General features: G+C 74.4%; 14 protein-coding genes and 2 pseudogenes. 8 read left to right on the forward strand and 8 right to left on the reverse strand.

All coding sequences use genetic code 11. The features are described 5' to 3' along the window. From G5C62_RS20610 to G5C62_RS20625, 4 genes and pseudogenes are all read right to left on the reverse strand, one after another. Positions 1 to 691: pseudogene (locus tag G5C62_RS20610) on the reverse strand (PucR family transcriptional regulator); the annotation flags it as partial. Between the two features lie 26 nt (positions 692 to 717). Then, positions 718 to 1,224 carry a polyadenylate-specific 3'-exoribonuclease AS gene (locus G5C62_RS20615; protein WP_241176033.1) on the reverse strand — a complete coding sequence of 169 codons (507 nt, stop codon included), beginning with the start codon at positions 1,222 to 1,224 and terminating at the stop codon, positions 718 to 720. 35 nt (positions 1,225 to 1,259) lie between these two features. Continuing rightward, the gene (locus G5C62_RS20620) at positions 1,260 to 2,549 is read right to left on the reverse strand and encodes a cation:proton antiporter (protein ID WP_164702474.1); all 1,290 of its coding nucleotides are present in this window, start codon (positions 2,547 to 2,549) and stop codon (positions 1,260 to 1,262) included. A 148-nt stretch (positions 2,550 to 2,697) separates the two neighbouring features. Then, positions 2,698 to 3,480, reverse strand: coding sequence for a 1-acyl-sn-glycerol-3-phosphate acyltransferase (locus G5C62_RS20625; RefSeq protein ID WP_164702475.1), 783 nt, complete (start codon positions 3,478 to 3,480; stop codon positions 2,698 to 2,700). A gap of 93 nt (positions 3,481 to 3,573) precedes the next feature. Between G5C62_RS20625 and G5C62_RS20630 the strand changes: the two genes are divergently transcribed. The 3 genes from G5C62_RS20630 (at position 3,574) to G5C62_RS20640 (ending at position 6,378) form a co-directional block, all read left to right on the forward strand. Continuing rightward, on the forward strand, positions 3,574 to 4,365 hold the full coding sequence (locus G5C62_RS20630) for a carboxylesterase (RefSeq protein ID WP_164702476.1): 792 nt from the start codon (positions 3,574 to 3,576) through the stop codon (positions 4,363 to 4,365). After that, on the forward strand, positions 4,362 to 5,054 hold the full coding sequence (locus G5C62_RS20635; RefSeq protein WP_164702477.1) for a hypothetical protein: 693 nt from the start codon (positions 4,362 to 4,364) through the stop codon (positions 5,052 to 5,054). Before G5C62_RS20630 ends, G5C62_RS20635 begins: the two co-directional genes overlap by 4 nt. 91 nt (positions 5,055 to 5,145) lie before the next feature. After that, positions 5,146 to 6,378 (forward strand): TIGR00300 family protein, encoded by a 1,233-nt coding sequence (locus G5C62_RS20640; protein ID WP_164702478.1) that lies wholly within the window; start codon positions 5,146 to 5,148, stop codon positions 6,376 to 6,378. A gap of 43 nt (positions 6,379 to 6,421) precedes the next feature. Here the strand turns inward: G5C62_RS20640 and G5C62_RS20645 are convergent, their stop codons facing one another. Continuing rightward, a complete protein-coding gene (locus G5C62_RS20645) occupies positions 6,422 to 7,471 on the reverse strand; it encodes an ROK family protein (RefSeq protein ID WP_241176034.1) in 1,050 nt (349 codons plus the stop codon). Between G5C62_RS20645 and G5C62_RS20650 the strand changes: the two genes are divergently transcribed. Beyond that, on the forward strand, positions 7,400 to 8,191 hold the full coding sequence (locus G5C62_RS20650; protein WP_241176035.1) for an ROK family protein: 792 nt from the start codon (positions 7,400 to 7,402) through the stop codon (positions 8,189 to 8,191). The genes G5C62_RS20645 and G5C62_RS20650 overlap by 72 nt on opposite strands. 43 nt (positions 8,192 to 8,234) lie before the next feature. On the opposite strand, the gene G5C62_RS20655 is transcribed toward G5C62_RS20650, so the two are convergent. The 3 genes from G5C62_RS20655 to G5C62_RS20665 form a co-directional block, all read right to left on the reverse strand. Then, a complete protein-coding gene (locus G5C62_RS20655) occupies positions 8,235 to 9,467 on the reverse strand; it encodes a TIGR00300 family protein (protein WP_164702478.1) in 1,233 nt (410 codons plus the stop codon). A 91-nt stretch (positions 9,468 to 9,558) separates the two neighbouring features. Further along, the gene (locus G5C62_RS20660) at positions 9,559 to 10,251 is read right to left on the reverse strand and encodes a hypothetical protein (RefSeq protein WP_164702477.1); all 693 of its coding nucleotides are present in this window, start codon (positions 10,249 to 10,251) and stop codon (positions 9,559 to 9,561) included. After that, a complete protein-coding gene (locus tag G5C62_RS20665) occupies positions 10,248 to 11,039 on the reverse strand; it encodes a carboxylesterase (protein ID WP_164702476.1) in 792 nt (263 codons plus the stop codon). The genes G5C62_RS20660 and G5C62_RS20665 overlap by 4 nt, the downstream gene beginning before the upstream one ends. Positions 11,040 to 11,132: 93 nt before the next feature. Here G5C62_RS20665 and G5C62_RS20670 point away from each other — a divergent pair, with 93 nt between their 5' ends. From G5C62_RS20670 to G5C62_RS20685, 4 genes and pseudogenes are all read left to right on the forward strand, one after another. Further along, positions 11,133 to 11,915 carry a 1-acyl-sn-glycerol-3-phosphate acyltransferase gene (locus G5C62_RS20670; RefSeq protein WP_164702475.1) on the forward strand — a complete coding sequence of 261 codons (783 nt, stop codon included), beginning with the start codon at positions 11,133 to 11,135 and terminating at the stop codon, positions 11,913 to 11,915. 148 nt (positions 11,916 to 12,063) lie between these two features. Continuing rightward, positions 12,064 to 13,353 carry a cation:proton antiporter gene (locus G5C62_RS20675; RefSeq protein WP_164702474.1) on the forward strand — a complete coding sequence of 430 codons (1,290 nt, stop codon included), beginning with the start codon at positions 12,064 to 12,066 and terminating at the stop codon, positions 13,351 to 13,353. A gap of 35 nt (positions 13,354 to 13,388) precedes the next feature. After that, positions 13,389 to 13,895, forward strand: a complete 507-nt coding sequence (locus G5C62_RS20680) for a polyadenylate-specific 3'-exoribonuclease AS (protein ID WP_241176033.1) — start codon at positions 13,389 to 13,391, stop codon at positions 13,893 to 13,895. 26 nt (positions 13,896 to 13,921) lie between these two features. Further along, a pseudogene (locus G5C62_RS20685) lies at positions 13,922 to 14,612 on the forward strand (PucR family transcriptional regulator); the annotation flags it as partial.

Raw genomic sequence — 14,612 nt, forward strand, 5'->3', positions numbered from 1 at the left:
CGCCACCGCCGCGGCCGTCGGCGGCGGGCGAGGAGAGCATGCACAGCAGCCGCCCGTCCTTGGCGGCGACCAGGAGGCCCTGGCCGTCCGTGCGGGCGCGGACCGCCGCCTCGACCGCACCGGCCACGTGCATGCCCGAGTCGATCGGCCGGTCGGTCCCGGCCACGGTGACCACGTGCGTCGCGGTGAGCGACAGGCCGAACGGCTCGGCCCGCTCGACCAGGGACCCGACGTCGGACCGGCCGCTGAACAGGTCGTCGACGAACTCCCGCCGGTAGGCCTCCTCCCGGCGCACCACCTCGTGCTGGGCGTCCAGGTGGCCGGTGGCCAGGGCGGCCAGCGCGGTGTCCGCGGCCCGCCAGACGACCTCGCCGATGCCCACCAGCTCCGCGGGCCGGACCGGCCGGGACCGCACCCGGCCCAGCAGGTCGGGCAGTTCTGGCCACAGTCGCCGGGACGCCGTCATGTAGAGGTCGACCAGCGCCGGCAACGACACCCCGGCCCGCGCGGCCTCCCCACCCAGCCGACGGCAGGACTCCTCCTCGGCGACGCCGAGCCGGCGCCCGGTGCGCGCCACGGCCAGCACCGCCGGCAGGTAGCCGTCCAGCAGCCCCACCGGCGCACCCTGCTCACCGGCCGCCGCCCGCGCGATCCGGGCCAGCGCCTCCTCCGGCGTCGCAGCTGCGTCCACCGGGCCAGTGTCGTGCCCCGCGCAGGTCAGCGGGGCGCCGGACGACCTCCGGCCGCCTCGATCGCCTGCCAGCGGGTCAGGTTGTAGCGCGCGTCGACCAGCGCGTCGTGCGTCCCCGCCGGCTTGGGCGGCAGGTCGGGCCGGCCGGCATCGTCCCAGCGCTGGCGCAGCTCACGGGTGAAGCGCGGGATCGGCCGCGGCAGCGCCGGCATCGCACCCCACAGCTGGGCCAGGGCCACGTGGTCGTAGGCGGCGAACCAGGCCCACAGCTCGATCTCCTCGCCGGGTGCGGTGAGGAAGGACAGCAGGTCCGCCCGGATCCGCTCCCGGCTGCGCCAGGCCTTGTCCGCCGGGGAGGGCAGCTGGTCCAGGACGTTGCGGCGCACCCACGGGATCGCCCTGTCCGGGTCGAACTCGGTGCTGACGGCGTAGAACTCCCGGCCGGTCTCGTCGACCACGCCGATCGACACCAGGTCGATCGTGGTGCCGTCCTCGATGAACTCGGTGTCGTAGAAGTACCGCCGCACGCTCACCGGCACACCGTAGGCGTCGGCCCGTCGACGTCGGCTCAGACCGGGGTGACCGGGGCCGCTGCGTCGTCCCCGGTCACCGCCGCGGCAGCGCGCTGCCGGCGGCGGTCCAGCCAGGTCATGACCGGCGTCGCGGCCATCCCGTGCACGACCACCGAGACCAGGACGACGAGGACGGTCACCCGCCACAGCTGCTCGGCGCCGGCGAACTCGGCCTGGCTCAGGCCGTAGGCGAGGTAGTAGAGCGACCCGATGCCACGGACCCCGAAGAAGGAGATGGCGCTGCGCTCCCGCAGGCCCGTGCGCCCGCGGAGCAGCCCCACCCAGCCTGCCAGCGGCCGGACCAGCAGCACCAGGACGACGGCCAGGCCCACCTCGGCTCCGCTCAGGTCGGCCAGCGCCCCCCGGGCGACTGCACCGCCCAGCAGGACCAGGACGACGATGGTCAGCAGGCGTTCCAGCTGCTCGACGTAGGTGTGCAGCACCTGGTGGTGGCCGTGCGCCCGCTCTGCGGCCCGGATGGTGCAGGCGCAGACGAACACGGCGACGAAGCCGTAGCCCTCGACGAGCTCGGCGATCCCGTAGGCGAGGAAGACGGTGGCGAGCGCGACGAACCCCTCGGCCCGTTCGACGAGCCGGGCCCGCTCCTGCCCGGCCGAGAAGAACATCGCGCGCAGCACCCAGCCCACCCCGATGCCCACGGCGACACCTGCGGCGATCCGCCAGCCGACGTCGAGCAGGAGCCACTGCCCCAGCCAGTTCGACGGCGCTGCACCCAGGGTGGCCATCGCGACCGCGGCGTAGGTGAAGGGGAAGGCCAGCCCGTCGTTGAGGCCGGCCTCCGACGTCAGCGCGAAGCGCGCCTCGTCCTCGCTCTCCGCCTCACCGGTCGGCTCGTCCACCTGGACCTCCGTGGCCAGCACCGGGTCGGTGGGGGCCAGGGCAGCGGCCAGCAGCACCGCAGCGGCCGCCCCCAGCCCCAGCAACCAGCCACCGAGCAGGGCCGTGGCCACGACGGTCAGCGGCATGGTGATGCCGAGCAGTCGCCAGGTGGTCGACCAGCGCTTCCAGCCCAGCGGTCGGTCCAGTGCCAGCCCGGCGCCCAGCAACGAGACGATCACGCCGGCCTCGGTCAGGTGGACGGCGATGCTCTCGTGCGCCAGCGGGTCTGGGGTGGGCAGTCCGTCGACGGTGGCGAAGGCAGCGATGCCGATGGTCACCACCACCATCGGCATCGAGATGGGCAGCCGGCGGAGCAGCCGGGGCAACAGGGCGGTCAGCAGGGCCGCGGCGCCGGCGACGAGGTAGGCCAGACCGGTGGGATCCATCCCCGATCAGCGGACGCTCGGGCGCCGTCGCGCCGGGGCTTCGTTCCGGGAGGGCATCTGTCAGGAGTGCCCGGGTCGACGTCCGGCCACACCACCGGCGCTGCGGAGCACTGACCCACAGCGTCTCGGCCGAGCGCCGGGCGGAGACTCAGCCGGCCAGCGAGCTGGGCAGCCGGTCGGCGGCCTCGTGCGGCGGGGGCTGCAGCCGGGCCACGGCCTCGGTCGCGGTGACGCCGGTGGTGTCCATCGACTTCTTCACCTTCGCCCCGTAGAGGTCGACGTACTCCTGGCCGGAGAGCTCCATGATCTCGTACATGATCTCGTCGGTGATCGACCGTTCGACGAAGCGATCCCCGGAGAGCCCGTCGTAGCGGGAGAAGTCCAGCGGCTTCCCGAACCGCACCACGACCCGCACCATGTGCTTGCTGAGCCGGCGGCCGAGCGCGCCCGGCAGCGGCACCGTCCGCGGCTCGTAGACCATCGCCACCGGGACGACGGGCGCGCCGGTCTCCAGGGTCATCCGGGCGATGCCGGTCTTCCCGCGGAACAGCCGGCCGTCGGGCGACCGGGTGCCCTCGGGGTAGATGCCCAGCAGCCGGCCCTGGGTGAGGATGCGGATGCCCGTGCGGATCGCGTCCTCGGCCGCGGAGGCGCTGGTGCGGTCGATCGGCACCTGGCCGCTGCCGCCGAAGAAGAGACGCTGGGCGGCTCCCTTGGGCCCGCTGCCGGTGAAGTACTCCGCCTTGGCCAGGAAGGTGACCCGCCGACGCAGCGACAGCGGCATGAAGATCCAGTCCGCCGCCGACAGGTGGTTGCTGGCGATGATCGCCGCACCGGTCGACGGAACGTGCTCCATGCCCTCGGCGCGGGGCCGGAACACGAGCCTGACGATCGGCCCGAGGGCCACGAACTTGAGGAACCAGTAGAACAACGCGCCTCCCTCAGCGACTGTCAGACTAAGGAGGGGCACAACACCCCGACAATCGCAGCCGACGCCGCACGGCCAGACCGCTCCGGAGGACCGATGCCGCAGGCCGCACCGCAGGCCGGGTCGCTGATGCCCGGCGCCGCCCCGTTCGACCTGCCGGGCGGGTCGGTCGGGGTGCTGCTGTGTCACGGGTTCACCAGCACCCCGCAGAGCCTGCGGGACTGGGGCGAGCACCTGGCCGCCGCCGGCCTCACCGTGCGCTGCCCGCTGCTGCCCGGCCACGGCACCCGCTGGCAGGACGCCAACGTCAGCACCGAGGAGGACTGGTACCGCGAGCTGTCCGCGGCGCTGGACGACCTGCGCGGCCGGTGCAGCTCGGTCGTGGTGGCCGGACTGTCGATGGGCGGCACCCTGGCACTGCGGCTGGCCCAGCGGCGTCCGGACGACGTCGCCGCCCTGGTGCTGGTCAACCCCTCGCTGCTCACCGAACGACGCGATGCCCGGCTGCTGCCGCTGCTGGCGCGGCTCACCCCGGCCTGGGCGCCGGTCGCCAACGACATCAAGAAGCCGGGGCCGGTGGAGCTGGCCTACCCGCGGCTGCCCACCCGGGCCGCGCTGGCACTCCGCCGGCTGTGGACCGCCGTGCGCGCCGACCTGGGCTCCGTACGAGCCCCGCTGCTGGTGTTCCGCAGCGTCACCGACCACGTCGTGGAGCCTGCCTCGACCCGGGTGCTGCTGGCCGGAATCGGCAGCACCGACAGCACCGAGGTGCTGCTGCACGAGAGCTACCACGTGGCCACCCTGGACAACGACGCACCGATGGTCTTCGCCCGCTCGGTGGAGTGGATCCGGGAGCGCGTCCCCGCGGCCCAGGTGAGCAGCTCATGACGCTCCCCCGCGGTCCGGGCCGCGGTCGCGGCCGCCGCGACAACGGGCTGGACGCCACGCTGTGGCACCCGTTGCGCGACGTCGACCCGCGGGTGGGCGAGCACCTGCTCGACCTGCTGGCCGCCGCCGGGATCGCCGCCTACCTCGAGCCGGCCACCGACGTGCAGCCCTACACCCGCAGCGTCTCCTTCCCCAGCCCGCCGTCGGACCGGTTGTTCGTCGACCGCGCCCAGCGGGCGGAGGCCGCCGCCGTCGTCGACAGGCACACCGACGAGCCGACCGCTCCGCGACCCGTGCCGCCGCGGTCGGACCGGGTCACCGACGAGGACGCCGAGTTCGCCCGGATCGTCGCCGCCTTCGAGGCCGAGCACGGCCGCAACGTGGTGGCCGCCGAACCGCGGGACGACCCGCCCCCGCCGCCGGCCGAGCGGTCGGTGCTGGACGCCTTCGACGACCACTACGAGCCGCCCCCTCCCCCGCCGTTGCCGGTGCTGGCACCGGCCTCCCTCTACGCGCTGCTGCTCATCGGCCTCGGCGCCGTGCTGCTCATCGCCCCGACCCGGGTCGGCCTGTCCATCGACCTCGGGCTGGTGCTCGGGGTGGCCGCGGTGGTGGGCGGCGTCAGCGTGCTGGTGTCCCGGATGCGGGACCGCGACTCGGACGACGGGGACAACGGCGCCGTCGTCTGAAGAAACACCCCGTGCCCCCCACCCCTCGCAGGCTCGGGGCGGGGCCCTGCACGGGGCCGGGTGACGTACGGGGGCGGCTAGCCTCCGCAGGATGAGCTCCTCGACGCACTCCGCCGTCGTCACCCTGACCGGTCACCTGATGGACACCGGCATCCTCGCCCGGGTGCTCGACGACGTGCTCGAGTACGGCGGGGACTACCGGATCGACAACCTGGACCTGGGCCGTCAGCACCAGGACGAGTCCCGGGCGCTGGTCGAGGTCAGCGCGAGCGAACCCGAACTGCTGGAGCGGATCCTGATGCGGGTGCAGGTGCACGGGGCCAACGCCGTCGACCCGGGGACGGCGACGACGCGGCCCGCACCCTCCGACGGCGTCTTCCCGGAGGACTTCTACTCGACCACCAACCTGGAGACCCTCGTCCGGCTGGACCGGGAGTGGCTGCGGGTGCAGCGCCCGGAGATGGACTGCGGCCTGGTGGTGACCGACGGTCCGGTCGTGCGCACCGTCCCGGTCAGCGACGTGCGGGCCGGGGACGCCGTGGTCTGCGGCGCCCACGGGGTGCGCGTGGAGCTCCCCCCGCAGGCGCCCCGCGGCGACGAGGACGACTTCGGCTTCATGTCCTCCTCGGTCTCCAGCGAGAAGCCCCAGGCCCTGCTGGTGCGCCAGATCGCCGAGCGGATGCGGGAGGTCAAGGCCGCCGGGAAGCGGGTGCTGTGGGTGGGCGGCCCGGCCGTGGTGCACACCGGTGCCGCACCGGCGATGGTCCGGCTGGTGCGGGCCGGCTACGTCGACGTCCTGTTCGCCGGCAACGCGCTCGCCACCCACGACATCGAGTCCGCGCTGTTCGGCACCTCGCTCGGGGTCGACCTGGCGAAGGGATCAGGGGTGCCGCACGGGCACGAGCACCACATCCGGGCGATCAACACCATCCGGGCGGCCGGGTCGATCGCCGCGGCGGTCGAGAACGGCGTCCTCACCGGCGGGGTGATGCACGCGCTGGTGCAGGCCGGCAAGCCGTTCGTGCTGGTCGGCTCGGTGCGCGACGACGGTCCGCTGCCCGACGTGATCACCGACGTGATCGACGGTCAGCGGGCGATGCGTGCCGAGCTGCCGGACGTCGGCTTCGCGATCATGGTGGCCACGATGCTGCACTCGATCGCCACCGGGAACATCCTCCCGGCCTCGGTGCCGCTGGTCTGCGTGGACATCAACCCGGCGACGGTGACCAAGCTGGCCGACCGGGGCAGCGCCCAGGCGATGGGCATCGTCACCGACATCGGCCTGTTCCTCGAGCAGTTGGCCCGCGAGCTCGCCCCGGAGTGAGCCGGGGCACCGCGCCGGTCGGCCCCTGCAGCGGGGTCCTCCCTCAGCCGTCGCCGTCGGCCACCGCACGGCGCACCAGGTCGGCGGCGCCGACCAGCCCGGCCTGCGCACCCAGCTCGGCGGCGACCACGCGCGGCCCGGGCCGGAACCCACGACCGGGCAGCGCCCGCTCCAGCCGTTCCCGGGCCGGCGCCAGCACCGTCTCGCCGAGCACGCTCACCCCGCCGCCGATCACCACCACGTCCGGGTCGAGGATCGCCGAGAGGTCGGCGATCCCCTGCCCCAGCCAGGTGCCGACCTCGCACAGCAGCTCGATGGCCAGCGGGTCGCCGTCGGCCGCGGCCCGGGCCACGACCTCCCCGGTGAGCCGCGCGGCGTTGCCGTCCACCCGGTCCAGCAGGTCGGCCGCGGCCGCCGGGGAGTGGTCGGCGACCTCGCGGGCGGTGTGGCCCAGCGCGTTCCCGCTGGCGTACTGCTCCCAGCACCCGCGGTTGCCGCAGGCACACAGCCGGCCGTCGGGCACCACGCGCATGTGTCCCCACTCGCCGGCCACGCCGTGCGAGCCCCGCTGCAGCCGGCCGTCGATGACGATGCCGCCGCCGATTCCGGTGCCCAGGGTGATCATCAGCATCAGGCTGCTGCCGCGGGCCGCGCCGTAGCGGTACTCCGCCCAGGCGGCCGCGTCGGCGTCGTTGCCCACCCAGAGCGGACGCTGCAGCCGGCCGACGAGGTCCTTGCGCAGCGCCTGGTGACGCCAGGCCAGGTGCGGGCTGAACAGCACGGTGTCACCGGTGCGGTCGAACCAGCCGGCCGCGCCGACGCCGACGCCGACCAGCGGGCCGCCGTGCCGCTGGGCGAGCTCGTCGACCACGGCCGAGATGGCGTCCTCGGTGGCGGTGACCGACTTGCCCGGGGTGGCCCGGCGGGCGGTGTCCAGGATGGTGCCGTCGGGGGCGACGACGCCGCCGGCGACCTTGGTGCCGCCGATGTCGATGCCCAGCGCAGGCAACTGGGCGGCCCGCTGGTCGGCGTCGGCGTCGGCGCGGCCGGCTGGTTCGACCGCACCGGTGACACCGTGCTGTTCAGCCCGCACCTGGCCTGGCGTCACCAGGCGCTGCGCAAGGACCTCGTCGGCCGGCTGCAGCGTCCGCTCTGGGTGGGCAACGACGCCGACGCGGCCGCCTGGGCGGAGTACCGCTACGGCGCGGCCCGCGGCAGCAGCCTGATGCTGATGATCACCCTGGGCACCGGAATCGGCGGCGGCATCGTCATCGACGGCCGGCTGCAGCGGGGCTCGCACGGCGTGGCCGGCGAGTGGGGACACATGCGCGTGGTGCCCGACGGCCGGCTGTGTGCCTGCGGCAACCGCGGGTGCTGGGAGCAGTACGCCAGCGGGAACGCGCTGGGCCACACCGCCCGCGAGGTCGCCGACCACTCCCCGGCGGCCGCGGCCGACCTGCTGGACCGGGTGGACGGCAACGCCGCGCGGCTCACCGGGGAGGTCGTGGCCCGGGCCGCGGCCGACGGCGACCCGCTGGCCATCGAGCTGCTGTGCGAGGTCGGCACCTGGCTGGGGCAGGGGATCGCCGACCTCTCGGCGATCCTCGACCCGGACGTGGTGGTGATCGGCGGCGGGGTGAGCGTGCTCGGCGAGACGGTGCTGGCGCCGGCCCGGGAACGGCTGGAGCGGGCGCTGCCCGGTGGTGGGTGCCGGCACCGGCCGCGCGTGGTGGCCGCCGGGCTGGGTGCGCAGGCCGGGCTGGTCGGCGCCGCCGACCTGGTGCGCCGTGCGGTGGCCGACGGCGACGGCTGAGGGAGGACCCCGCTGCAGGGGCCGACCGGCGCGGTGCCCCGGCTCACTCCGGGGCGAGCTCGCGGGCCAACTGCTCGAGGAACAGGCCGATGTCGGTGACGATGCCCATCGCCTGGGCGCTGCCCCGGTCGGCCAGCTTGGTCACCGTCGCCGGGTTGATGTCCACGCAGACCAGCGGCACCGAGGCCGGGAGGATGTTCCCGGTGGCGATCGAGTGCAGCATCGTGGCCACCATGATCGCGAAGCCGACGTCCGGCAGCTCGGCACGCATCGCCCGCTGACCGTCGATCACGTCGGTGATCACGTCGGGCAGCGGACCGTCGTCGCGCACCGAGCCGACCAGCACGAACGGCTTGCCGGCCTGCACCAGCGCGTGCATCACCCCGCCGGTGAGGACGCCGTTCTCGACCGCCGCGGCGATCGACCCGGCCGCCCGGATGGTGTTGATCGCCCGGATGTGGTGCTCGTGCCCGTGCGGCACCCCTGATCCCTTCGCCAGGTCGACCCCGAGCGAGGTGCCGAACAGCGCGGACTCGATGTCGTGGGTGGCGAGCGCGTTGCCGGCGAACAGGACGTCGACGTAGCCGGCCCGCACCAGCCGGACCATCGCCGGTGCGGCACCGGTGTGCACCACGGCCGGGCCGCCCACCCACAGCACCCGCTTCCCGGCGGCCTTGACCTCCCGCATCCGCTCGGCGATCTGGCGCACCAGCAGGGCCTGGGGCTTCTCGCTGGAGACCGAGGAGGACATGAAGCCGAAGTCGTCCTCGTCGCCGCGGGGCGCCTGCGGGGGGAGCTCCACGCGCACCCCGTGGGCGCCGCAGACCACGGCGTCCCCGGCCCGCACGTCGCTGACCGGGACGGTGCGCACGACCGGACCGTCGGTCACCACCAGGCCGCAGTCCATCTCCGGGCGCTGCACCCGCAGCCACTCCCGGTCCAGCCGGACGAGGGTCTCCAGGTTGGTGGTCGAGTAGAAGTCCTCCGGGAAGACGCCGTCGGAGGGTGCGGGCCGCGTCGTCGCCGTCCCCGGGTCGACGGCGTTGGCCCCGTGCACCTGCACCCGCATCAGGATCCGCTCCAGCAGTTCGGGTTCGCTCGCGCTGACCTCGACCAGCGCCCGGGACTCGTCCTGGTGCTGACGGCCCAGGTCCAGGTTGTCGATCCGGTAGTCCCCGCCGTACTCGAGCACGTCGTCGAGCACCCGGGCGAGGATGCCGGTGTCCATCAGGTGACCGGTCAGGGTGACGACGGCGGAGTGCGTCGAGGAGCTCATCCTGCGGAGGCTAGCCGCCCCCGTACGTCACCCGGCCCCGTGCAGGGCCCCGCCCCGAGCCTGCGAGGGGTGGGGGGCACGGGGTGTTTCTTCAGACGACGGCGCCGTTGTCCCCGTCGTCCGAGTCGCGGTCCCGCATCCGGGACACCAGCACGCTGACGCCGCCCACCACCGCGGCCACCCCGAGCACCAGCCCGAGGTCGATGGACAGGCCGACCCGGGTCGGGGCGATGAGCAGCACGGCGCCGAGGCCGATGAGCAGCAGCGCGTAGAGGGAGGCCGGTGCCAGCACCGGCAACGGCGGGGGAGGGGGCGGCTCGTAGTGGTCGTCGAAGGCGTCCAGCACCGACCGCTCGGCCGGCGGCGGGGGCGGGTCGTCCCGCGGTTCGGCGGCCACCACGTTGCGGCCGTGCTCGGCCTCGAAGGCGGCGACGATCCGGGCGAACTCGGCGTCCTCGTCGGTGACCCGGTCCGACCGCGGCGGCACGGGTCGCGGAGCGGTCGGCTCGTCGGTGTGCCTGTCGACGACGGCGGCGGCCTCCGCCCGCTGGGCGCGGTCGACGAACAACCGGTCCGACGGCGGGCTGGGGAAGGAGACGCTGCGGGTGTAGGGCTGCACGTCGGTGGCCGGCTCGAGGTAGGCGGCGATCCCGGCGGCGGCCAGCAGGTCGAGCAGGTGCTCGCCCACCCGCGGGTCGACGTCGCGCAACGGGTGCCACAGCGTGGCGTCCAGCCCGTTGTCGCGGCGGCCGCGACCGCGGCCCGGACCGCGGGGGAGCGTCATGAGCTGCTCACCTGGGCCGCGGGGACGCGCTCCCGGATCCACTCCACCGAGCGGGCGAAGACCATCGGTGCGTCGTTGTCCAGGGTGGCCACGTGGTAGCTCTCGTGCAGCAGCACCTCGGTGCTGTCGGTGCTGCCGATTCCGGCCAGCAGCACCCGGGTCGAGGCAGGCTCCACGACGTGGTCGGTGACGCTGCGGAACACCAGCAGCGGGGCTCGTACGGAGCCCAGGTCGGCGCGCACGGCGGTCCACAGCCGGCGGAGTGCCAGCGCGGCCCGGGTGGGCAGCCGCGGGTAGGCCAGCTCCACCGGCCCCGGCTTCTTGATGTCGTTGGCGACCGGCGCCCAGGCCGGGGTGAGCCGCGCCAGCAGCGGCAGCAGCCGGGCATCGCGTCGTTCGGTGAGCAGCGAGGGGTTGACCAGCACCAGGGCGGCGACGTCGTCCGGACGCCGCTGGGCCAGCCGCAGTGCCAGGGTGCCGCCCATCGACAGTCCGGCCACCACGACCGAGCTGCACCGGCCGCGCAGGTCGTCCAGCGCCGCGGACAGCTCGCGGTACCAGTCCTCCTCGGTGCTGACGTTGGCGTCCTGCCAGCGGGTGCCGTGGCCGGGCAGCAGCGGGCAGCGCACGGTGAGGCCGGCGGCGGCCAGGTGCTCGCCCCAGTCCCGCAGGCTCTGCGGGGTGCTGGTGAACCCGTGACACAGCAGCACCCCGACCGACCCGCCCGGCAGGTCGAACGGGGCGGCGCCGGGCATCAGCGACCCGGCCTGCGGTGCGGCCTGCGGCATCGGTCCTCCGGAGCGGTCTGGCCGTGCGGCGTCGGCTGCGATTGTCGGGGTGTTGTGCCCCTCCTTAGTCTGACAGTCGCTGAGGGAGGCGCGTTGTTCTACTGGTTCCTCAAGTTCGTGGCCCTCGGGCCGATCGTCAGGCTCGTGTTCCGGCCCCGCGCCGAGGGCATGGAGCACGTTCCGTCGACCGGTGCGGCGATCATCGCCAGCAACCACCTGTCGGCGGCGGACTGGATCTTCATGCCGCTGTCGCTGCGTCGGCGGGTCACCTTCCTGGCCAAGGCGGAGTACTTCACCGGCAGCGGGCCCAAGGGAGCCGCCCAGCGTCTCTTCTTCGGCGGCAGCGGCCAGGTGCCGATCGACCGCACCAGCGCCTCCGCGGCCGAGGACGCGATCCGCACGGGCATCCGCATCCTCACCCAGGGCCGGCTGCTGGGCATCTACCCCGAGGGCACCCGGTCGCCCGACGGCCGGCTGTTCCGCGGGAAGACCGGCATCGCCCGGATGACCCTGGAGACCGGCGCGCCCGTCGTCCCGGTGGCGATGGTCTACGAGCCGCGGACGGTGCCGCTGCCGGGCGCGCTCGGCCGCCGGCTCAGCAAGCACATGGTGCGGGTCGTGGTGCGGTTCGGGAAGCCGCTGGACTTCTCCCGCTACGACGGGCTCTCCGGGGATCGCTTCGTCGAACGGTCGATCACCGACGAGATCATGTACGAGATCATGGAGCTCTCCGGCCAGGAGTACGTCGACCTCTACGGGGCGAAGGTGAAGAAGTCGATGGACACCACCGGCGTCACCGCGACCGAGGCCGTGGCCCGGCTGCAGCCCCCGCCGCACGAGGCCGCCGACCGGCTGCCCAGCTCGCTGGCCGGCTGAGTCTCCGCCCGGCGCTCGGCCGAGACGCTGTGGGTCAGTGCTCCGCAGCGCCGGTGGTGTGGCCGGACGTCGACCCGGGCACTCCTGACAGATGCCCTCCCGGAACGAAGCCCCGGCGCGACGGCGCCCGAGCGTCCGCTGATCGGGGATGGATCCCACCGGTCTGGCCTACCTCGTCGCCGGCGCCGCGGCCCTGCTGACCGCCCTGTTGCCCCGGCTGCTCCGCCGGCTGCCCATCTCGATGCCGATGGTGGTGGTGACCATCGGCATCGCTGCCTTCGCCACCGTCGACGGACTGCCCACCCCAGACCCGCTGGCGCACGAGAGCATCGCCGTCCACCTGACCGAGGCCGGCGTGATCGTCTCGTTGCTGGGCGCCGGGCTGGCACTGGACCGACCGCTGGGCTGGAAGCGCTGGTCGACCACCTGGCGACTGCTCGGCATCACCATGCCGCTGACCGTCGTGGCCACGGCCCTGCTCGGTGGCTGGTTGCTGGGGCTGGGGGCGGCCGCTGCGGTGCTGCTGGCCGCTGCCCTGGCCCCCACCGACCCGGTGCTGGCCACGGAGGTCCAGGTGGACGAGCCGACCGGTGAGGCGGAGAGCGAGGACGAGGCGCGCTTCGCGCTGACGTCGGAGGCCGGCCTCAACGACGGGCTGGCCTTCCCCTTCACCTACGCCGCGGTCGCGATGGCCACCCTGGGTGCAGCGCCGTCGAACTGGCTGGGGCAGTGGCTCCTGCTCGACGTCGGCTGGCGGATCGCCGCAGGTGTCGCCGTGGGCATCGGGGTGGGCTGGGTGCTGCGCGCGATGTTCTTCTCGGCCGGGCAGGAGCGGGCCCGGCTCGTCGAACGGGCCGAGGGGTTCGTCGCGCTCGCCACCGTCTTCCTCGCCTACGGGATCGCCGAGCTCGTCGAGGGCTACGGCTTCGTCGCCGTGTTCGTCTGCGCCTGCACCATCCGGGCCGCAGAGCGGGCGCACGGCCACCACCAGGTGCTGCACACCTACGTCGAGCAGCTGGAACGCCTGCTGACCATCGTCGTCCTGGTCCTGCTGGGCGGTGCAGTCGCCCGGGGGGCGCTGGCCGACCTGAGCGGAGCCGAGGTGGGCCTGGCCGTCGTCCTGGTGCTGCTGGTCCGGCCGCTGGCAGGCTGGGTGGGGCTGCTCCGCGGGCGCACGGGCCTGCGGGAGCGCAGCGCCATCTCCTTCTTCGGGGTCCGTGGCATCGGGTCGCTCTACTACCTCGCCTACGGCCTGAGCCAGGCCGAGTTCGCCGGCGCCGAGCAGCTGTGGCGGGTGACCGTCCTCGTCGTCCTGGTCTCGGTGGTCGTGCACGGGATGGCCGCGACGCCGGTCATGACCTGGCTGGACCGCCGCCGGCAGCGCGCTGCCGCGGCGGTGACCGGGGACGACGCAGCGGCCCCGGTCACCCCGGTCTGAGCCGACGTCGACGGGCCGACGCCTACGGTGTGCCGGTGAGCGTGCGGCGGTACTTCTACGACACCGAGTTCATCGAGGACGGCACCACGATCGACCTGGTGTCGATCGGCGTGGTCGACGAGACCGGCCGGGAGTTCTACGCCGTCAGCACCGAGTTCGACCCGGACAGGGCGATCCCGTGGGTGCGCCGCAACGTCCTGGACCAGCTGCCCTCCCCGGCGGACAAGGCCTGGCGCAGCCGGGAGCGGATCCGGGCGGACCTGCTGTCCTTCCTCACCGCACCCGGCGAGGAGATCGAGCTGTGGGCCTGGTTCGCCGCCTACGACCACGTGGCCCTGGCCCAGCTGTGGGGTGCGATGCCGGCGCTGCCGCGGCCGATCCCGCGCTTCACCCGTGAGCTGCGCCAGCGCTGGGACGATGCCGGCCGGCCCGACCTGCCGCCCAAGCCGGCGGGGACGCACGACGCGCTGGTCGACGCGCGCTACAACCTGACCCGCTGGCAGGCGATCGAGGCGGCCGGAGGTCGTCCGGCGCCCCGCTGACCTGCGCGGGGCACGACACTGGCCCGGTGGACGCAGCTGCGACGCCGGAGGAGGCGCTGGCCCGGATCGCGCGGGCGGCGGCCGGTGAGCAGGGTGCGCCGGTGGGGCTGCTGGACGGCTACCTGCCGGCGGTGCTGGCCGTGGCGCGCACCGGGCGCCGGCTCGGCGTCGCCGAGGAGGAGTCCTGCCGTCGGCTGGGTGGGGAGGCCGCGCGGGCCGGGGTGTCGTTGCCGGCGCTGGTCGACCTCTACATGACGGCGTCCCGGCGACTGTGGCCAGAACTGCCCGACCTGCTGGGCCGGGTGCGGTCCCGGCCGGTCCGGCCCGCGGAGCTGGTGGGCATCGGCGAGGTCGTCTGGCGGGCCGCGGACACCGCGCTGGCCGCCCTGGCCACCGGCCACCTGGACGCCCAGCACGAGGTGGTGCGCCGGGAGGAGGCCTACCGGCGGGAGTTCGTCGACGACCTGTTCAGCGGCCGGTCCGACGTCGGGTCCCTGGTCGAGCGGGCCGAGCCGTTCGGCCTGTCGCTCACCGCGACGCACGTGGTCACCGTGGCCGGGACCGACCGGCCGATCGACTCGGGCATGCACGTGGCCGGTGCGGTCGAGGCGGCGGTCCGCGCCCGCACGGACGGCCAGGGCCTCCTGGTCGCCGCCAAGGACGGGCGGCTGCTGTGCATGCTCTCCTCGCCCGCCGCCGACGGCCGCGGCGGTGGCG

Source organism: Modestobacter sp. KNN46-3, from assembly GCF_011039295.1.